Origin of the sequence: Burkholderia sp. 9775_39, from assembly GCF_015712225.1 — a bacterium.
GTDB classification, from domain to species: domain Bacteria; phylum Pseudomonadota; class Gammaproteobacteria; order Burkholderiales; family Burkholderiaceae; genus Burkholderia; species Burkholderia cenocepacia.
Genome location: NZ_JACCQC010000021.1, coordinates 13090 through 32374 on the forward strand (window position 1 = coordinate 13090; position 19285 = coordinate 32374).

A 19285-nucleotide genomic window follows, 5' to 3' on the forward strand; every position below is an offset into this window, starting at 1 on the left:
CGCGCTGCAGCGACGCGTCAATGCGTGCGCTCTTCGAGTCGCGATGCGAGAAAGCGGTGATCGGCCGAGAACAGCCGGCGATAGGTCATCAGCACCGCGCCGACCGTGCCGAGCGCGGACGCCGCGGCGATCAGGAACATGATCACGATCTGGTAGCGCACGGCCTGCAGCGGCGACTGGCCGGCCAGCACCTGGCCCGTCATCATCCCCGGCAGGCTCACGACGCCGACCACCGCCATCTGGTTCAGCGTCGGCAGCATGCCCGCGCGCACGGCCTGGCGCGCGGCGTCCTGCGCGGCTTCCCAGCGCGTCGCACCGAGCGCGAGCGCGGTTTCGACGCGATCGCGGCGCGCGGTGAGTTCTTCCATCATTCGCTCGACGCCGAGCGATACGCCCGTCAGCGTATTGCCGAGAATCATCCCGAGGATCGGGATCGCGTATTGCGGCGCGAACCACGGATGGATGCGGATCACGACGAACAGCCCGACCGCCGCGACGAACCAGCTGCTGAACCAGATCGATGCGATGCTGTCGAGGCGCTGGCCGCGGTACGTGCGCTTGCCGCGCCCCGCACCGGCGAAACCGGCGATCAGCGTCATCAGCGCGGTGAGCGGCAGCACGACGTACCAGTGCGGATGGCCGAACACCCAGCCGAGCACGTAGCCGATCGCGAGCAACTGCACGACGGTGCGCACGGCCGCGAGCGCGAGCTTGCGGCCGAGGCCGAGCGACAGCGCCGCCGAGATCGCGCCGTTGACCGCGACGAGCGCGGCCGCGATGCCGACGTCGACGAGGCTCAGGTCCTGCAGTGCCGGGCTCATTGCGCAGCCTCCGTCGGGTTGGCCGCGTGCAGCACGCCGGCCTGCATCACGAGCTGCATCGTGCCGATCCGCGCGGCCTGCGCGGGATCGTGCGAGATCCACATGTAGGCCCGTGCATCGGGCGCCGCGTCGAACCACGCGCCGACGAGCGCTTCGATCGCGCGTGCCGACTCGGGGTCGAGCGCGGAGGTCGGCTCGTCGAGCAGCAGCACGTCGGGATCGAGCTGCAGCACGCGCAGCAGCGCGGTAATCTGCGCTTCGCCGCCGGACAGGTCGCTCGCGCGTTTGTCGAGAAAGTCGGCGCCGCGACCGGCCTGCGCGGCGAGCGCTTCGGCGCGCGCGCGATCGAACGCGATGTCGCGATAGATCGCGAGCGAATACGGATAGCGCAATTGCGACTCGACGGTGCCGTCCATCTGCGCGGGGCGCTGGCGGACATAGGCGACGCTGCGCCGGTAGCGCGGAATCGCACCGCGCCGGATCCGGCGGCCACGCCACAGGAGCTGGCCGCCATCGAGCGGATCGAGCAGCGCGAGCGCGCGCAGCAGCACGCTCTTGCCCGACCCGGACGGTCCCGTGATAGCAATTCGCGATCCCGCGGCGAGACTGAAATCGGTCGGGGCCAGCAAGGTCTTGCCGCTGCTGGCGTCGCGCCGCGTGATGTGCCGCGCATCGATGAGGCCGGTGAGGGAGGTCATGTCACAAATGAAAAAAAGCGTTAATGGCGCCGAAAGGCCGCCACGTCGTGCGTCATAATACCGATTGAAAAGCCGCAGTTGTCGTGCGCCGTTCGTCCACGCAAGCGGCCCGGCATCGTGCGGCAACGCTTCAGAACAACAACGGAACCGCCATGACGCTAACCCGAGCCATCGGCAAATCGGCTGCATGGATCGTCGGTATCGTCGCGGTGCTCATCGCGGCGGCCGGCGTCTTTCTCTTCACGTTCGACTGGAACCGGGCGAAACCGTGGGTCAACGAACAGGTGAGTGCCGCACTCGGCCGCCCGTTCGCGATCAACGGCGACCTCAAGGTCGGCTGGCGTCGCCCCGATGGCGAGACCGGCTGGCGCGCATGGGTGCCCTGGCCGAGCTTCTCGGCCACCCAGCTCGAGATCGGCAATCCCGACTGGGCGAAGGCGCCCAAGTTCGTCACGCTCGATGCCGCACACTTCGATCTCGCGATCCTGCCGCTGCTGGCACATGAAATCGTCATCCCGTCGATCGACGTCGTGAATCCTGCCGTCGATCTCGAGCGGCGCGCGGACGGCACCAATACGTGGACCTTCCAGTTCAAGCAATCGTCGCAGCCTTCGCGGTGGAAGGTGCGGCTCGACAGCTTCGGGTTCGCGAAGGGCACCGTCACGTATCGCGACGCGATCACGAAGGCCGACCTGACCATCGCGATCGATACGCTCGGCCAGCCGATCCCGCTCGGCGACGTGCTGAAGGAGCAGGAGCAGACGTCGCGTGCGGCGTCGGCGCAGCGCGTCGGCAAGCACGGCGCCGCGCAACTGGGTGCGAAGGCCGATGCGCAGGCCGCGTCGAGCGCGTCGGCTCCGAGCGCGGCTGCGTCGTCGGGGGCGTCGGCTGCTTCGGCTGCTGCCGGTTCGGCGGGTTCATCGGGTTCATCGGGTGCGTCGGCTGCGTCGGGTGCGTCCGCCGCGTCCGCGCGTTCCGCATCGACGGCGACTGCCGCGTCCGGCGCGAGCGGGGCCGCGGCGCCCGCGAAACCGTCCGGTCCGACCTATGCATTCGGGCTGAAGGTCGACGGCCGCTACAAGAACGTGCCGATCAACGGTACCGGCAAGGTCGGCGGCGTGCTCGCGATCCAGGATACGTCGCGGCCGTTCCCGCTGCAGGCCGACGTGAAGGCCGGCGATACGCGGCTCGCGATCGTCGGCACGCTGACCGACCCGATGCATCTCGCCGCGCTCGACTTGCGGCTGTGGCTGCAGGGCACGTCGATGTCGCACCTTTACCAGCTCACCGGCATCACGCTGCCCGATACGCCGCCGTACGCGACCGAAGGGCGCTTGATCGGCAACTTCAAGCCGCATGCGAGCACCTTCCGCTACGAGAACTTCAACGGTCGCGTCGGCGGCAGCGATCTCGGCGGCACGCTCACCTGGGCGCAGCGCGAACCGCGTCCGAAGCTGTCGGGCGAACTCGTGTCGAACCTGCTGCAGTTCTCCGATCTCGCACCGGTGATCGGCGCCGATACGGCCGCGAGCAAGGCCAAGCGCGGCGACACGACGCGTCAGCCGCCCGACCGCGTGCTGCCGGTGGCGACGTTCCGTACCGAACGCTGGAGCGCGATCGACGCGGACGTGAAGTTCACCGGCCGCAAGCTGATCAAGAGCCCGCAGTTGCCGATCACCAACCTGTACACGCACATCCTGCTGCAGGACGGCGTGCTGTCGCTCGAGCCGCTGCAGTTCGGCGTCGCGGGCGGCACGCTCGCGACCAACGCGCATCTCGACGGCAGCCGCACGCCGCTCAAGGGCCGCTTCACGCTGGCCGCGCGGCATCTGAAGCTCAAGCAGCTGTTCCCGACGCAGAAGGTGATGCAGACGGCGCTCGGCGAAATCAACGGCGACGCGTCGCTGTCGGCAACGGGCAATTCGCCGGCCGCGCTCGCGGCGACGTCGACCGGCGAAGTGAAGGCGCTCATCACCAACGGCCGGATCAGCCGCTTGCTGATGGAGGCCGCGGGGTTGAACGTTGCGAACGTGGTCTACGAGAAGCTGTTCGGCAACCGCGACGTCAACATCAACTGCGCGGCGATCGATTTCGCGGCGACCGACGGCATGCTCGACCCGAAGGTGTTCGCGCTCGATACCGACGATGCGCTCATCAACGTCGACGGCCCGATCAACCTGCGCGACGAATCGCTCGACCTGAAGATCCATCCGCACACGAAGGGCTTCCGGATCTTCTCGCTGCGCTCGCCGTTGTATGCGAAGGGCACGTTCAAGAACCCGAAGGTCGGCGTCGATGCGGGCGCGCTTGCCCTGCGCGCCGGCGCGATGGTCGGCCTCGGGCTGATCAACCCGTTCGCGGCGCTGATCCCGCTGATCGCGCCGAGCAACAACCGCGACGTGCCGTGCTCCGAACTGTTCGGGCAGATGAAGGCGAAGGCGGCGCAGCAAGCGGCCAAGAAGGCCGGCAAGTGACGCGCAGCCGCGGGAGCGGCATGCACCATGGTGCGGCATCGGTATCATGGCCGCGGCCGGCCGCGCGACGGCCGTGCTGCGCCCCAGGCACGCTCAGCGGCCGGCGCGTGCCCAGACGATCACCGGCTCGACCTCCCGGCCGTCGATCCGAACCGGTCCGGCCGTGCTGAGCTGCAGCCGGTTGCCGTCCAGGCTGACGACGCGCTGCTGGACGTTACCGATCCAGTTCGGATACAGGCTGACGTCCATTTCATGGGTCAACATGCCGTCGTCGTCGACATTAAAGGGGCCTGAATACGCGATGTAGCCGCGCGCCGCGGCCGCGCGTTCCTCGACGCTGCCGCCCTGCAGGTCGCCGTCCGCGTAGGGCGGGCGGCCGGCCGCCATCAGCTGCGCGGACATGTAGCCGTCGGGCGTGTACAGGATCCAGCCGCGCGCGTCGCGGCCGAGCGGATAGGTGACGGTGCTGCCGTCGCGTGGGCGGATTTCGTAGGACACGAGGCGCCATGCGCCGACGAGTTGTTCGCGAAGCTGGCTGGCGAGCATGCGGGATTCCGGTGAGACGGCGGTGCAGCGCGTGCCGTCGTATTGACGGGCCGCCGGCGCCGGGCCTGAGGCCGGGAATACGCCGCCGGGACGGTGCGGTCGGCAGTTTCTCCGACACCTGCTAAAATACACGGTTTTCCGTCGATTTCTCTCTTAACGGGACCTGCCGTGCTTTCTACTGCCAACATCACGATGCAATTCGGGCCGAAGCCCTTGTTCGAGAATATCTCGGTCAAATTCGGCGAGGGCAACCGCTACGGTCTGATCGGCGCGAACGGCTGTGGCAAGTCGACCTTCATGAAGATCCTCGGCGGCGACCTCGAGCCGAGCGCCGGCAACGTCGCGCTGGAGCCGAACGTCCGCCTGGGCAAGCTGCGCCAGGACCAGTTTGCGTACGAAGACGTGCGCGTGCTCGACGTCGTGATGATGGGCCACACCGAGATGTGGGCCGCGATGACCGAGCGTGACGCGATCTACGCGAACCCGGAAGCCACCGACGACGACTACATGCACGCGGCCGAGCTCGAGGGCAAGTTCGCCGAATACGGCGGCTACGACGCCGAAGCGCGCGCGGGCGCGCTGCTGCTCGGCATCGGCATCGAGGAGAAGTTCCACAACGGCACGATGGCCGACGTCGCGCCGGGCTGGAAGCTGCGCGTGCTGCTCGCGCAGGCGCTGTTCTCGAAGCCGGACGTGCTGCTGCTCGACGAACCGACCAACAACCTCGACATCAACTCGATCCGTTGGCTCGAGCACACGCTCAACGAGTACAACTCGACGATGATCATCATCTCCCACGATCGTCACTTCCTGAACTCGGTGTGCACGCACATGGCCGACATGGATTTCGGCACGCTGAAGGTCTGGCCGGGCAACTACGACGACTACATGCTCGCGTCGGCCCAGGCGCGCGAGCGCCAGGCTGCGGCGAACGCGCGTGCGAAGGAGCGCGTGGCCGAACTGCAGGACTTCGTGCGCCGCTTCTCGGCGAACAAGTCGAAGGCGCGCCAGGCCACCAGCCGCGCGAAGCAGATCGACAAGATCAAGATCGAGGAATTCAAGCCGTCGTCGCGCCAGAACCCGTTCATCCGCTTCGAGTTCGAGAAGAAGCTGCACAACGTCGCGGTGGTCGCAGAAGAGATCACGAAGAAGTACGAGCGCACGATCTTCCAGAACTTCAACCTGTCGGTGCAGCCGGGCGAGCGCATCGCGATCATCGGCGAGAACGGCGCGGGCAAGACGACGCTGCTGCGCTCGCTGCTCGGCGCGCTGCCGCTCGATCACGGTACGGTGAAGTGGTCGGAGAACGCGAACGTCGGCTACATGCCGCAGGACACGTACGAGGAGTTCCCGAACGACATCACGCTGATGGACTGGATCGACCAGTACCGCAAGGACGGCGACGACGAAACGATGGTGCGCGGCACGCTGGGCCGCCTGCTGTTCTCGTCGGACGACATCAAGAAGTCGGTGAAGGTGCTCTCGGGCGGCGAGAAGGGCCGCATGATCTGGGGCAAGCTGATGCTCGGCCGCCACAACGTGCTGCTGATGGACGAGCCGACCAACCACATGGACATGGAATCGATCGAGTCGCTGCAGATCGCGCTCGAGCAGTTCGAAGGCACGCTGATTTTCGTGTCGCACGACCGTGAGTTCGTGAGCGGGCTGGCGAACCGGATCATCGAAGTGAAGACGGATGGCACGCTGTTCGACTTCGGCGGGAATTACGAGGAGTTCTTGGCGAGCCAGGGGCAGGAGTAAGTGTCCTGAGGTTTTCTCCGGTCGTGGGTGCACGGTAGGCCTACCGCACTGAGCGAATCGCCGGAACCGCTACGAGCCCGCATCGACAGTAATGTCGATGCGGGCTTTTTCATATCCACTGCGGTAAAACGCGACCGCATCGCGCATCCGAGTTTCCTCCGCGTAATCGACTTCAGGTAAATTACGCACCCAACGCCCCATCATTCCCCATTTCACCCCGGAGCTGCCCTCGATGCAGGACCATCCTCTCCCGCTCGATCTGTCCGGCCTTGCGCCCAGCCTGTACGCGCAGGGCACCGAGGAGGGCATCCTGGCGCGCCTGATGGAGCGGATCGCGCCGACCAACCGTTTCTGTGTCGATATCGGCGCGAGCGACGGCCTGCGCAACAGCAACACGGCGCGGTTGCTGCGTGAACACGATTGGGCCGGCGTACTCGTGGAAGGCAGCACATACCGGTTCGGCAAGCTCACCGCCCACTACGCGGGCGTGGAGCGCGTCCGCTTGCATCACGATCGCGTGCAGCCCGACACGGTCGACCGACTGCTCACCGACGCGAACGTACCGGCCGACTTCGACCTGCTGTCGATCGACATCGACGGCAACGATTACTGGGTGTGGCGTGGGCTGCAAGCGTTTGAGCCGCGCATCGTCGTGATCGAATACAACCCGTACTACACGCCGCCCGAGCGCTGGGTCATGTGCTTCAATCCGGACCACGAATGGGACGGCTCGACCTATTACGGCGCGAGCCTCGAATCGCTCGTGCATCTCGGCCGCGATAAAGGCTATGAACTCGTCTGCTGCGACGACATGGGCAATAACGCGTTTTTCGTGCGACACGACCTGTACCCGCTGCTCGGCATCGCGAACAACGATCCGTCGGTGTTGTTCCGGCCGGCGATGTACAAGCTGCGCTACGTCGGACACAACACGTTTCTGACGGGCCATCCTTATCGGCATGGGCCGGCCGAGCACATCTGAATGGATTCGCTCGCCGTCACCTTCGACGAGATTCGCGGCGCGTACGACCTCGGTCGCGTCGGGCCGCCGACGCAAGTGAGCGAACGGGTGTGGCATCTGCCGACCAGCGGCGGCGCGGGCGTGGCAGTGAAACTCTATGCGCTCGAACACCATGCGCGCGCAGTCAAGGAAACCGCCGTGCTCGCGCATCTGGAAACGCATGACGACCCCCGTTTTCATGTGCAGACGCTTGAGCGCACGACGTCCGGCGCATCGCTGTGGTCAGGGCAACATGCGCACGCGATGCTGACGCGCTGGGAAGCCGGGCAATTCAAGACCTACGATACGTTCTCGCCAGCCGAATGGGATGCGCTCGGCGCGAGTCTGGCCGCGTTGCACGTGAGCCTCGAACGACTGCATCTGCCGTCGCTCGATACGCTCCGTGCGCGGCTGACGTCGATCGACGCGGATGCGGTACGCCGGAACCTGCTGGATGCACTCGATCGAGCCGATGCGAACGCCGCCGACGCCACGAACCTGCGCCGCTACGTCGATCTCGCGCTGCGCATGCTCGACCGCTACTATCCGGGCAGCATCGAAGCGTTTCCGGCCGACGATCCGCAGCACCCGATCCACAACGATTACAACCAGTTCAACTATCTGTTCATGGGCACGCTGCCGCCGCTGATCGTCGACTGGGAAGCGTCGATCGGCGCGCCTCGAGAATACGAGCTGGTGCGCTGCCTGAATCATTTGCCGCTGGAAGCGCCGCACCTCGCGCAAGCGTTCGTGCGTGCTTACCAGCGGGTGCGGCCGGTGAACCCCGCGCACATCGCGTGGGCGGTCGATGCCGCGTGCGTGCAGCACGCGCTCAAGCTGTGGATCGTGCAAGGCTGGCTTCACGATCCGTCGTGCTTCGCGTCGCACCTGAATGGCGCGGTGACGATGGCGTCCGCGATGGTGGACGCGCGTGGCCATCTGATCGATTTCTTTTCCCGTTGCGTGGAAGCAGGAAGCTGATGTGAGTGCGAATCCGAACCAGATCCCGAATCCGCCGCGCTCCGGCGAGCGGCAACACGTGTTTCCGCCGCCGCTGGATCGCGATTACCGCGTCGAGGACGGGCGCGTGCAGACGCGCTCGCTGGAAGCGCATATCGTCGATCACTGCAACCTGACCTGCGCGGAATGCTGCTCGCTGTCGCCGCTGTTGCCCGAGTGGTACGCGAGCCCCGCATCGATCGAAGCCGATCTGCGCAAGGCCGCGAAGGTGTTGCGCCCGCGCATGTTCAAGCTGGTCGGCGGCGAGCCGTTGCTGCATCCGGCGCTCGTCGAAATGATCGAGCGCGTACGCGCGACCGGCATCGCGCCCGTGATCTCGGTCACGACCAACGGCCTGAAACTCGGCGAGATGCCCGACGCGTTCTGGCAAGCGGTGGATGCGCTGACGATCTCGCGCTATCCGAAGCCCGCGCTTTCCGCCGACCTGGTCGCGCATGTCGAGCGCCAGGCCGCGCGCTTCGACGTGCGCCTGAACTGGAAGATGCAGGACGTGTTCACGACGATGAACCGCGCCCAGCCGGGCACGGATCTCGACGAAGCCCAGCGCCTGTATCACGATTGCTGGATTCGCGAGCGCTGCCATATGATTCGCGACGGCATGTTCTACACGTGCACGCGCCCCGCGCATTTCCATACGCTGTACCAGGGCGAGAAGGATTTTCAGGCCGATGGCCTGCCGCTGCGCGACGATGCGGGCATGCTCGACGCGATGCTCGCCTATCTGCAACGCGAGACGCCGCTCGAAGCGTGCCTGCATTGTCAGGGTGGCAGCGCGCCGGTGGCGCCGCATCGCATCCTCAAACGCATTGAAGTGGACACCTTGAAGGCTCGTTATCCATGATCGTCGGCACGCGCGACCCGTTCGGTTTCGATCGTCTGCACTACCATCCGCGCAGCGGCGTGTCGGCGTCGGGTATCCGCGCCGTATTGCGGGCGTCGGGGCAACCGGCCGGCGCGCCGGACGCGGCCGCCATCGCGGGCTACCTGAGCGGCGAGCGCCTCGTCGGCCGCACCGTGCTGCGCGACGTGCTCGCGGTGCCACCCGGCCATGCACTGATCCGGTCGCCGCAGGGGCTGACGGTGCAGCCGGCGCCCGAGCGGCCGCAGCCCGCCGATCTGGGCACCGCGCTGCGCGCGTCGCTGCAGCGCGCGCTCGACAGCGGCAAGCGGGTCGCGCTGGCGCTGAGCGGCGGGCTCGATTCGGCGCTGCTGCTCGCGTTGCTGCGCGAGCTCGGCGCATTGCGGCACGTGACGGCCTACATCCTCGTGACCGACATGCCCGATTACTGCGAACGCGACGCGGCGCTCGAACTCGCCACGCAGATGCAGGCGAACGTGAAGATCGTGCGCGCGACCGAGGCCGATTTCATCGCGGCGCTGCCGAGAACGACCCATGCGGTCGAGGAGCCGATGTTCAACCTGCATCCGGTCGCGAAGCTGCTGCTGGCCGAGGCGATGGCAGCGGACGGCGTCGAGGTCGCGATAACCGGCGACGGTGCGGATCAGGTATTGCGCCGCGACCGGTCGGCCAACTATCTGCCGCTGTGTCACGCATTGTTCGACGCCGCGTCGGTGGATCTGCATCCGCCGTTCGTCGATGCCGCCGTCGTCGCGCATCTGACGAGCATCGCGCCCGATCCGAACAAGCAGTGCCTGCGCGATCTCGGGGCGCGCCTGAACCTGCCGGACCGTCTCGTGCACGGTCCCAAGCGCGGGCGGCTCGCGCCGGCGATGGATCTCGCGACGCTGCTCGATCGCGACCGCACGCATGCGCTGGCCGACACGCTCGGCGTGGCCGCGCCCGCTTTGCAGACGGATACCGAACGCGTGCTGTGGACGACGCTGACTCTGATCCTCGATCATCTCGATCATCTCGATCGCCTTCATCCCGATTCCGTGCATCGCCCCACCTGAGCCGTTCATGAAACGCATCCTGTTCTGCGTGGTGCCCGAGAAGGGCCACGTCAATCCGTGCATCGGCCCAGCCCAGCATCTGCGCGCCGCCGGTTGCGACGTCGCGTTCTATGCGCCGGCCGACATCAGCGACCAGCTCGACGGCGCCGGCGGTTTCGCGTTCGTCGGGCCGCGCGAGACGCCCGCGCGCCACGACCTGTCGCGCGGTGCAAGCTTCGCCGCGAACATTCGCGACGCCGACTGGCTGCGGCACTGGATCCGCACGCTGCTGATCGACCTCGCGCCCGCGCAGGTGGACGGCATCCGCGCGGTGCTGCGCGAATGGCAGCCCGACGTGGTCGTGATCGATCCGCTGCTCTATGCGGCGGCGATTGCCGCGGAACTGGAAGGGCTGCCGTGGGTGTCGATGTCGAATTCGCTGAATCCGGTGCTGCCGGACGATCTCGATTCGGAGCTGCTGCGCACGGTGCGATGGCTCGCACCGGAACGCACGCGCCTGTTCGCGCGCTACGGCCTCGACGCACGCTTTCGCGGCTGCGACGTGCTGTCGCCGCACCTGACGCTCGCGTTCACGACCGACGCGCTGGTCGGCGCGCCGCCCGCGGGTGTCGAACTGGTCGGCCCTGCGATGCCGTCGGGCCCGCGCGGCGACGAGACGGCGTTCCCGTGGGAGCGCCTCGACGCGGATCGGCCGCTCGTCTACATGTCGCTCGGCAGCCAGCTTTACTACCATCCGGACCTGTTCGCGAAGGTGATCGACGCGACGCGCGCGACGTCCGCGCAACTGCTGCTGTCGGTGGGTGAACTGGTCGATTCGGATCTGCTGCCGGCCGGTGACGCACGCGTGATCGCGGTACGTTACGCGCCGCAACTGGCGCTGCTGCGGCGCACGCACGCGTTCGTCAGCCACGGCGGCGCGAATTCGGTGATGGAGTCGCTCGCGTGCGGCGTGCCGATGCTGCTGTCGCCGTTCTGCAACGACCAGTTTCATTCGGCGCACTTCGTCGAGCGGGCCGGTGCGGGCTGCGTGCTCGATCTGCAGCAGGCGGGTGTCGCGGACATTACCGATGCGCTCGAACGCCTGTTACGCGCCGGACCGTTGCGCGAACACGCGGCGCGGATCCGCGACAGCTATGCGGCGCGCGACGGCTCCGCGCAAGCCGCGCGCCTGATCAGCGCACTCGCTTCAGGAACCCGCCTGGCGACAGCGTCATGAGCACGCGGTCCTCGATGTCGTGGTCGACTTCGAAGCGATCGTCGCGGGCGAGGAATTCGCGTGTGGCCGTGGCCGGGTTGTTGCCGCGGCCGTACGGCTTGCCGTCGAACATCGACTCGGGCAGATACTCCATGATGGTGTCCATCACGATCGCGTAGCTGCCGCGCGTCACGAATGGCGCATAGCATTCGAGTTCGCGCAGCACGTGCGCGTGCGTATGCGTGAGATCGAGGATCGCCATCACGCGCGCGCCGTCGTCGATTTGCGTACGTACCGATGCAAGCGTGTCGGGCGCGCACGATTCGCCTTCGATCAGCACCATGCGATCGGCGAGGCGGTGCGATTGCAGGCGCTGGCGGACCTCGTCGCGCAGGCGCGGCTCGATTGCGACGACGCGGCCGTGATTGCCCGCGAGTTCCAGCATCGACGCGGTGAACACCACGCCGCCGCCCGCCGCGATGCCGGTCTGGACGATGCAGTCGGGGCGCTCGCGCCAGATCAGTTCCTGCAGCGCGAGCATGTCGCCGGGCAGATGGAAGAAGCGCTCGCCGAGCCAGCGGGTCTGGAACAGGTGGCCGAATTCGGCGGCGCGCGTCAGCCATTCGATGTTGATGTCCCGCATGCGGGCCGAAGGACGCTCTGACATGGTCAATGCAACGAGTAGGAGTGACGTGAAAACGCTGGAACCGTGGCTTCACCGGTACTGGAACATCGGGCCGGCGCGCCTGCAGGCGCTGGCGTCGGGCCATACTAACAAAACGTATCTCGTCGAGGGCGATGCGGGGCGCGCGGTGCTGCGCGTGTCGTGGGCCGGCAAGCCGCTCGGGCAGATGCAGCGCGAGGCGTCGATCCTCGGCCGTCTCGGCGCGGCACGCACGACGGCGCCGCGGCTGCCCGCGCTGCCGCGGCTGCGGCCGACCGTCGACGCGCGAACCGGCGTGCGGCTGCCCGACGGACGCTGGCTGCATCTGTTCGAGCATATCGACGGCCGTCCCGGCCTGCCGGACGACCCGCACGCGGGGGCGACCGATGCGATGCGCACGCTCGCGCATCTGCATACGGCACTGGCCGCGATACCCGCGATACCCGCGATACCCGCGAGCGAAGCGGCGCCGCTGGCGTGGCTGTCCGCGCGGCATGCGCGCGTCGCGGCGCGCGCGATGCCGTCGCTGCCGGGCGATTTGAACGATGCCTACGACACGGTGATCCGCCGGATCGGCGCGCATCTCGACGCGGCGGCGGCGTGGCTGACGGGGCCGGCGCATTGGCTGCACGGCGATTATCACGCGGGCAACCTGCTGTACGTCGGCAACGCGGTGAACGGCGTGCTGGATTTCGACGACGTGGGCCAGGGCGCGCCATGGCTCGAGGCGGCCTTTGCGTCGTTCGCGCTGTCGCGCGATGCGGACCGGGACGATGGCTTCGTGTTCGACCGCGGGCGATGGGTGGCCAGTCTCGACGCTTATGCGGCGACGCGCCCGGATGCGGCGCCGGCTTGGCTGCGCGACCACCACGACGCGCTGACGACGCTGTTCTGCGCGGACCAGACGCTGATCCATCTCGAAGCCGCGCAGCGCGGGTTGTGGATGCCCGGGCCCGGCATCGGATTTCTCGGCGGCTGGCGGCAGTTGCTGGATGGGGCGGTGCCCGCGGGCTAACGGGGCGTGGCGGCAGCGCGCTGCCGGTTCAGGAACAGCCGCACCGCTTCGACCGTGTGGGGCCGCGCGTCGCCGTGCCGCGATCCATCGTGCAGGCAGAACAGCACGTCGCGATGCTGCGCCGCGCAGGCATCGGCATGCGCGCACATCGCGTCGAACAGCGCGTGCGGCGACGGCGCCGGCCGTTGCCAGTCGTCCAGTATCGCGGTCCAGCCCGTGTGTTCGCGTTGCGCGCGCGCGAGCACGGCCGCGCGACCGTCCTGCGGCATCAACCCGTATGGAAGGCGCAGCGGGATCGTGTCCGGCGCGGCAAGGCCGGCGCGACGGTAGACGTCGCGAATCAGCGCGTCGGTCGTGTCGATCTCGTCGATCAGCGCGGCGTCGGCGAGCGCGCCCGGTTTCGCGTGCGAATACGTGTGGTTGCCGAGCCGGTGGCCGTCGCGCGCGATTCTCGTTGCGACGTCGAGCGCGCCCGCGAGATGCTTGCCGAGCACGAAGAAGGTCGCCGTGCACGATGCGTGGTGCAGCACGTCGAGCAGCGCAGGCGTCGAGGGGCCGGGGCCGTCGTCGAAACTGAGGTGAATGGTCGTCATGGCTGGCCCGGGCCGCTTATTGAACCGGCTCGATGGCCAGCGGACACCGGCCGACTGGACGCAGCCGCGAACCGGTCCATTCGTAGAAGAACCGGGCCGCTTTCGCGTAGCCGTCGTCGCACGCATCGTTGAAGCAGCCGGCGACGATCAGCAGCGTGCTGCCGGCACGGAAGTCGACACGTTCGTCGTCATTGCCCATCACGCCCGAGATGGATTTCACGCCGGGCATCGTGTACGTCGCGCCCGTGTCCTTGTCGACGATCGCGAAATTTCGGCAATCCGTTCCGCAACCCCAGATCGCGACGCGGTAGTGACCGGCAAAATTGGCCGGTTGCGCGAATTCGTCGCGAATGACGGTGCGGTACAGGCGCGCTTCCTTGCTGGTGAGCCGAGGCGTGGCAGCCGGCTTGCGCGGCGCACGGGCGGCGGCCGGTGCCGGATAACGGTCGAACGAAGGCGACGTGCAGGCCGAAGCCGTCGTGGCTACGGGCGCCGCAGCGGCGACATCGGTGGCACCGGCGCCGGCCATGAGTGCGGCCGATGCGCCGGCGATCAGCAAAAATCGATGGGCAAGCGCCACGCGAGGGTCATTCATGTTCGAGGTGGATGTCGGATCGCAGCGGTCAGGCGGCCGACGACGATTCTATGACGCTTCGCGCGGGCCTGCGACACGGAAACGCCCGTCAAGCATTGTCAAATCGCCGCGATATCACGATGCCTGACGTTTCACGCGGCGTCGAAGGCTGTCATGCCACGGTCGATTGAGTATCCTTGGATGCGATTCGCGGTACTCACGCAATCACAACCGGGAGGCTTTACATGAATGCACGTCTTTACCGCGCGACCGTTGCCGGCGCGCTGATCGGATTGCTCGCGCCGTTTTCGGTCGCCCACGCGCAACTGGGCGACGTCCTGAAACAGGTCGGCGGGGGCGGTGATTCCGGCGGCAGCGCGGGCGGGGCGCTCGGCAACCTCGGCGGCCTCGGCGGCGCGCTGACGGGCGGCGGCGGTGCGTCGCTGATGCCGGGCAGCACGGGCAACGTCGCGGGCCTGCTGCAGTTCTGCATCCAGAACAACTATCTCGGCGGCGCGACCGGCGGCGGCGCGGCGTCGGTGAAGGACGCGCTGATCGGCAAGCTCGGCGGCAACGCGTCCGCGTCGTCCGACAGTGGCTATACGAGCGGTGCGAGCGGGATTCTCGACGCAGGCAACGGCAGCAAGCTCGACCTGAGCGGCGGCGGCCTGAAGCAGCAGGTGACCAAGCAGATCTGCGACAAGGTGCTCACGCAGGCCAAGTCGCTGCTGTAAACGCATCGGCACGCGTTGCGCGTGCCGGCGCCGGGGCGGCGCACATGCGCCGTGCCCCGGCAGTCATTCAGGCCGTGACGTTCGTCACGGCGAACAGCGCGTATCCCGTCAGGCGATGCCGCGGCCCGCGCGCGGGCACGGTCCGCGCGGCTCAATCCGCCAGCCGCTTGTCCGCGAGCGCCTTGCAGCAGTCTTCGTACACCCATTGCACGAGTTTGGCCCGATAGTCGAGATCGTCGGTATCGACGATTTCCTCGACCGCGTCGCGCGCCCACGACGCGTCGACGAACCCCGCATGCCGCTTCGCGATGTCCTGCGCGAGCGCCGCGAGCCTGGCGACCGACAGCCAGTCGGCTTGGCGGTGATGGCGGTCGAGCCAGCGGTGCGCGGCCTGCACCTGGAACGCGGCGTCCGGCCATGATTCGTTGAGGTAAAACGCGCCGAGGTTGCCGCAGGTGAGCCAGCAAAGCAGCTCCAGGCGGTCTTGCGAGCCGAGGGTATGGGATGCGTCGGACATGGCAGCGCTCACGAAGTGCGTCGATTCCGGGCGGCGCCGGCCGCAACGGGCCGATGCCGATATTAAAAACATAGCACGATGCGGGCCCGGCCGCGCACCCGGGCGGATGCTGACGTGGCGGCGACCCGACGGATGCCGCGCCGGCCGTGTGCGGCGGGCGGCGGAGCACCGGCGCGACGGGGCGACGGGGCGACGGGGCGCCGGTCCTTTCGAATCGCTGTCATTCGTCACACCCGTCACCGAAACGCTCGCTAGAATGGCGGCTTCCCTGGAGGCGGAACACGATGAAAATCTACGACCAGTTCTACATCGACGGCGCATGGCGCAAACCGGCCGGCACCGGCACGATCGACGTGATCGACTCGGGCACCGAAGCCGTGATCGGCCGGATTCCCGAGGGCGTCGCGTCCGACGCACAGGACGCGATCCGCGCGGCGCGCGCGGCCTTCGACGCGTGGGCGGCCACGCCGGCCGCGACGCGGGCGGGTTATCTGCGCAAGATCGTCGAGCATCTGCAGGCGCGCAGCGAGGAACTCGCGCAGTCGATCACCGGCGAAGTCGGCATGCCGATCAAGCTGTCGCGCGCGATCCAGGTCGGCGGCCCGATCTACAACTGGAAGGCGTACGCGAAGCTCGCCGAATCGTTCGAATTCGAGGCCCGGGTCGGCAATTCGCTGGTGGTGCGCGAGCCGGTCGGCGTCGTCGCGGCGATCACGCCGTGGAACTACCCGCTCAACCAGATCACGCTGAAGGTCGCGCCGGCGCTCGCGGCCGGCTGCACGGTGGTGCTGAAGCCGTCCGAAGTCGCGCCGCTCAACGCGTTCATGCTCGCCGAAGCGATCCACGAGGCCGGGCTGCCGGCCGGCGTGTTCAACCTCGTGTGCGGGTATGGCCCGGTCGTCGGCGAGGTGTTGGCGACCGACCCGGACGTCGACATGGTGTCGTTCACCGGCTCGACGCGCGCGGGCAAGCGCGTGGCCGAACTGGCGGCCGCGGGCGTCAAGCGCGTCGCGCTGGAGCTCGGCGGCAAGTCGGCATCGGTGATCCTCGACGACGCCGATTTCGCGACGGCGGTGAAGGGCACCGTCAACGCGTGCTACCTGAACGCCGGCCAGACCTGCTCCGCGCATACGCGGATGCTGGTGCCGGAAGCTCGCTACGACGAAGCGCGCGAGATCGCGAAGGCCGTGGCCGAAACGTACGTCGCGGGCGACCCGCGGCAGGAGGCGACGCGCCTCGGCGCGCTGGCGTCGGCCGTGCAGCAGCAGCGCGTGCAGGCCTACATCCAGCGCGGGATCGACGAAGGCGCGGAACTCGTGACGGGCGGCACCGGGTTGCCGGAAGGGCTCGCGAAGGGCTTCTTCGTGAAGCCGACCGTGTTCGGCCGCGTCGATCCGAAATCGATGATCGCGCAGGAAGAGATCTTCGGGCCGGTGCTGTCGATCATCACGTATCGCGATGAAGACGAAGCCGTGCGGATCGCGAACGATTCGCCGTACGGGCTCGGCGGCGCGGTGTGGGCCGGCAGCGACGAACGCGCGATGCGCGTTGCGCGCCGCATCCGCACCGGGCAGGTCGACATCAACGGCGGCACGTGGAACGGCGCCGCGCCGTTCGGCGGCTTCAAGCAGTCGGGGCACGGCCGCGAGAACGGCGTGTACGGGCTCGAAGAGTATCTCGAATACAAGTCGATGCAGTTGAAGCCGGCCTGAGCGCCGCGCGCGGCCCGAACCGGAGACGGCACGTTCGCGTGCCGTTTTTTTATTGACGGCCGTCAAGGTGCGCGGCGGTGGATCGTCGATCATCGCGGTTCCGATGTTCCGACGAGGTTTCAGATGACCGTACGCACTTCCTTTCCGCCGCTGACGATTCGCGGCCGCACCTTGCTGCCCGTCGTGCAGGGCGGCATGGGCGTCGGCATCTCCGCGCACCGGCTGGCGGGCAGCGTCGCGCGCGAAGGTGCGGTCGGCACGATCGCGAGCATCGACCTGCGCCACCATCATGCGGATTTGCTCGCGCGTTGCCGCGCGCAACCCGATCGCGCGACGCTCGAAGCGGCGAACCTCGACGCGCTCGCGCGCGAGATCCGTCTCGCGAAAACGTACAGCGAAGGGCGCGGGATGATCGCGGTCAACGTGATGAAGGCGGTGAGCGCGCATGCGGACTACGTGCGGGTCGCGTGCGACGAGGGCGCCGACGCGATCGTGATGGGCGCGGGTCTGCCGCTCGACTTGCCCGACCTCACGCACGGGCACGACATCGCGCTGATCCCGATCCTGTCGGACAGCCGCGGGATCGCGCTGGTGCTGAAGAAGTGGATGAAGAAGGGGCGCCTGCCCGACGCGATCGTGATCGAGCATCCGGCGCACGCGGGCGGCCACCTCGGCGTCACGCAGATCGACGACATGCACGACGCCCGTTTCGATTTCGCGCGCGTGCTCGACGAGACCGCGCAGGTGATGGCGTCGCTCGGCATCGCCCGCGACACGATCCCGCTGATCGTGGCCGGCGGGATCAACAGTCACGATACGGTGCGCGCGGCGTTCGCGGCTGGCGCGGACGGCGTGCAGGTCGGGACGCCGTTCGCGGTGACCGAGGAAGGCGATGCGCATCCGCATTTCAAGCGCGTGCTCGCCGATGCGACGCCTGACGACATCGTCGAATTCGTCAGCGTGACGGGGCTGCCGGCACGCGCGGTGAAGACGCCGTGGCTCGATCGTTACCTGCGCAACGAGACACGCATTCGCACCAAGCTCGGCGCGCTGAAGCAGCGCTGCCCGACCGCGCTCGAATGCCTGAGCGTATGCGGCCTGCGTGACGGCATCGAGAAATTCGGCCACTTCTGCATCGATACGCGGCTCGCGGCCGCGTTGCGCGGCGATGTCGCGAACGGTCTGTTCTTCCGCGGCCGGGAGGCGTTGCCGTTCGGCCGCGCGATCCGCAGCGTGCGCGATCTGCTCGACCTGCTGCTGACGGGCAGTGCGACCGAGCCTGCGGCAAACCGTCCCACGTTTACGCTGGCTTGACCAATATCAAGATGACGAAAAGACCCTACAGGGAGAATGGAAACCATTCTTTGGGGGTCCGTACCATGCATAAAACGATTCGAACTTGTGTCACCGCTGCCGCCGTCGCGGCCACCATCGCGATGCCGTCGCTGTCGCACGCGGCGTCGCCGGGCGACGGCATCCATCAGGGTGACGTACTGGTTCGGCTTCGCGCGATCAGCATCCAGCCGAACGAGCGCGCGAGCGACACGCTCGGCGCGATCAACACGGGCGTGAACAACGCGATCGTGCCCGAGCTCGACTTCACGTACATGATCCGCGACTACCTCGGCGTCGAGCTGATCCTCGGCACGTCGCGGCATCAGTTGACGTCGAGTCTCGGCAATCTCGGCGGCGTGGGCGTGCTGCCGCCGACACTGCTGCTGCAGTATCACTTCAACCATGCGGGCAAGGTGCGCCCGTACGTCGGCGCCGGGTTGAACTACACGTATTTCTACAACAACGGGCTCAACGTCGGCGGTGAGGGCGTGTCGATCAACAAGAGCAGCTTCGGCCCCGCGCTGCAGTTCGGCGTGGACGTGCAGCTGACGAAGAAGGTGTTCATGAACGTCGACGTGAAGAAGATCTGGATGAGCACCGATGCGACGCTGGGCGACAAGGGCATCGGCACGCTGCACATCGATCCGCTGATCGTCGGCGTGGGCGTCGGGATGAAGTTCTAGACGCGACGGAACAAGAACAGAGTTGGGGT

Annotated in this window: 19 protein-coding genes; 12 read left to right on the forward strand and 7 right to left on the reverse strand. The window is 67.5% G+C overall.

The window, feature by feature from the left end; genetic code table 11:
* Nucleotides 1-17 precede the first annotated feature (17 nt).
* A complete protein-coding gene (gene fetB, locus H0X90_RS25320; protein ID WP_006485250.1) occupies nt 18-821 on the reverse strand; it encodes an iron export ABC transporter permease subunit FetB in 804 nt (267 codons plus the stop codon).
* Entirely contained in the window at nt 818-1519 is a 702-nt protein-coding gene (locus tag H0X90_RS25325) for an ATP-binding cassette domain-containing protein (RefSeq protein ID WP_077190250.1), read from the reverse strand. The genes fetB and H0X90_RS25325 overlap by 4 nt, the downstream gene beginning before the upstream one ends.
* A gap of 152 nt (nt 1520-1671) precedes the next feature.
* Between H0X90_RS25325 and H0X90_RS25330 the strand changes: the two genes are divergently transcribed.
* Nucleotides 1672-3993, forward strand: coding sequence for an AsmA family protein (locus H0X90_RS25330; RefSeq protein ID WP_077190249.1), 2322 nt, complete (start codon nt 1672-1674; stop codon nt 3991-3993).
* Between the two features lie 93 nt (nt 3994-4086).
* On the opposite strand, the gene H0X90_RS25335 is transcribed toward H0X90_RS25330, so the two are convergent.
* On the reverse strand, nt 4087-4539 hold the full coding sequence (locus H0X90_RS25335; protein WP_034201722.1) for a lipocalin-like domain-containing protein: 453 nt from the start codon (nt 4537-4539) through the stop codon (nt 4087-4089).
* Nucleotides 4540-4707: 168 nt separating this feature from the next.
* On the opposite strand from H0X90_RS25335, the gene H0X90_RS25340 reads away from it, so the two are divergent.
* The 6 genes from H0X90_RS25340 to H0X90_RS25365 all read left to right on the forward strand — a co-directional run bounded on the left by H0X90_RS25340 (nt 4708) and on the right by H0X90_RS25365 (nt 11450).
* Nucleotides 4708-6300 (forward strand): ABC-F family ATPase, encoded by a 1593-nt coding sequence (locus H0X90_RS25340; protein WP_062910594.1) that lies wholly within the window; start codon nt 4708-4710, stop codon nt 6298-6300.
* A gap of 232 nt (nt 6301-6532) precedes the next feature.
* On the forward strand, nt 6533-7282 hold the full coding sequence (locus H0X90_RS25345; RefSeq protein WP_077190247.1) for an FkbM family methyltransferase: 750 nt from the start codon (nt 6533-6535) through the stop codon (nt 7280-7282).
* The gene (locus H0X90_RS25350) at nt 7283-8281 is read left to right on the forward strand and encodes a phosphotransferase enzyme family protein (RefSeq protein WP_077190246.1); all 999 of its coding nucleotides are present in this window, start codon (nt 7283-7285) and stop codon (nt 8279-8281) included.
* Between the two features lies 1 nt (nt 8282).
* Entirely contained in the window at nt 8283-9161 is an 879-nt protein-coding gene (locus tag H0X90_RS25355) for a 4Fe-4S cluster-binding domain-containing protein (protein WP_077190245.1), read from the forward strand.
* A complete protein-coding gene (locus H0X90_RS25360; RefSeq protein WP_077190244.1) occupies nt 9158-10234 on the forward strand; it encodes an asparagine synthase-related protein in 1077 nt (358 codons plus the stop codon). Before H0X90_RS25355 ends, H0X90_RS25360 begins: the two co-directional genes overlap by 4 nt.
* A gap of 7 nt (nt 10235-10241) precedes the next feature.
* Nucleotides 10242-11450 (forward strand): glycosyltransferase, encoded by a 1209-nt coding sequence (locus H0X90_RS25365; protein WP_077190243.1) that lies wholly within the window; start codon nt 10242-10244, stop codon nt 11448-11450.
* Here H0X90_RS25365 and H0X90_RS25370 read toward each other — a convergent pair.
* A complete protein-coding gene (locus tag H0X90_RS25370) occupies nt 11407-12096 on the reverse strand; it encodes a cephalosporin hydroxylase family protein (protein WP_043205648.1) in 690 nt (229 codons plus the stop codon). The genes H0X90_RS25365 and H0X90_RS25370 overlap by 44 nt on opposite strands.
* Before the next feature lie 25 nt (nt 12097-12121).
* Between H0X90_RS25370 and H0X90_RS25375 the strand changes: the two genes are divergently transcribed.
* The gene (locus H0X90_RS25375) at nt 12122-13108 is read left to right on the forward strand and encodes a phosphotransferase (protein ID WP_077190242.1); all 987 of its coding nucleotides are present in this window, start codon (nt 12122-12124) and stop codon (nt 13106-13108) included.
* Here the strand turns inward: H0X90_RS25375 and H0X90_RS25380 are convergent.
* Complete coding sequence (locus tag H0X90_RS25380; protein WP_077190241.1) at nt 13105-13701, reverse strand: polysaccharide deacetylase family protein; 597 nt, start codon at nt 13699-13701, stop codon at nt 13105-13107. The genes H0X90_RS25375 and H0X90_RS25380 overlap by 4 nt on opposite strands.
* Before the next feature lie 16 nt (nt 13702-13717).
* The gene (locus tag H0X90_RS25385) at nt 13718-14281 is read right to left on the reverse strand and encodes a hypothetical protein (protein WP_006485230.1); all 564 of its coding nucleotides are present in this window, start codon (nt 14279-14281) and stop codon (nt 13718-13720) included.
* Between the two features lie 239 nt (nt 14282-14520).
* Here H0X90_RS25385 and H0X90_RS25390 point away from each other — a divergent pair, with 239 nt between their 5' ends.
* On the forward strand, nt 14521-15009 hold the full coding sequence (locus H0X90_RS25390; protein ID WP_006493163.1) for a DUF2501 domain-containing protein: 489 nt from the start codon (nt 14521-14523) through the stop codon (nt 15007-15009).
* 151 nt (nt 15010-15160) lie between these two features.
* Here H0X90_RS25390 and H0X90_RS25395 read toward each other — a convergent pair whose 3' ends face one another.
* Nucleotides 15161-15526 (reverse strand): hypothetical protein, encoded by a 366-nt coding sequence (locus H0X90_RS25395; protein WP_006488152.1) that lies wholly within the window; start codon nt 15524-15526, stop codon nt 15161-15163.
* 284 nt (nt 15527-15810) lie between these two features.
* Here H0X90_RS25395 and H0X90_RS25400 point away from each other — a divergent pair, with 284 nt between their 5' ends.
* The 3 genes from H0X90_RS25400 (at nt 15811) to H0X90_RS25410 (ending at nt 19256) form a co-directional block, all read left to right on the forward strand.
* The gene (locus H0X90_RS25400) at nt 15811-17238 is read left to right on the forward strand and encodes an aldehyde dehydrogenase family protein (protein ID WP_077190240.1); all 1428 of its coding nucleotides are present in this window, start codon (nt 15811-15813) and stop codon (nt 17236-17238) included.
* Between the two features lie 123 nt (nt 17239-17361).
* Nucleotides 17362-18552, forward strand: coding sequence for a nitronate monooxygenase family protein (locus H0X90_RS25405; RefSeq protein ID WP_060210674.1), 1191 nt, complete (start codon nt 17362-17364; stop codon nt 18550-18552).
* 65 nt (nt 18553-18617) lie between these two features.
* A complete protein-coding gene (locus H0X90_RS25410; protein WP_006488120.1) occupies nt 18618-19256 on the forward strand; it encodes an OmpW family protein in 639 nt (212 codons plus the stop codon).
* The last annotated feature ends 29 nt before the right edge of the window (nt 19257-19285 follow it).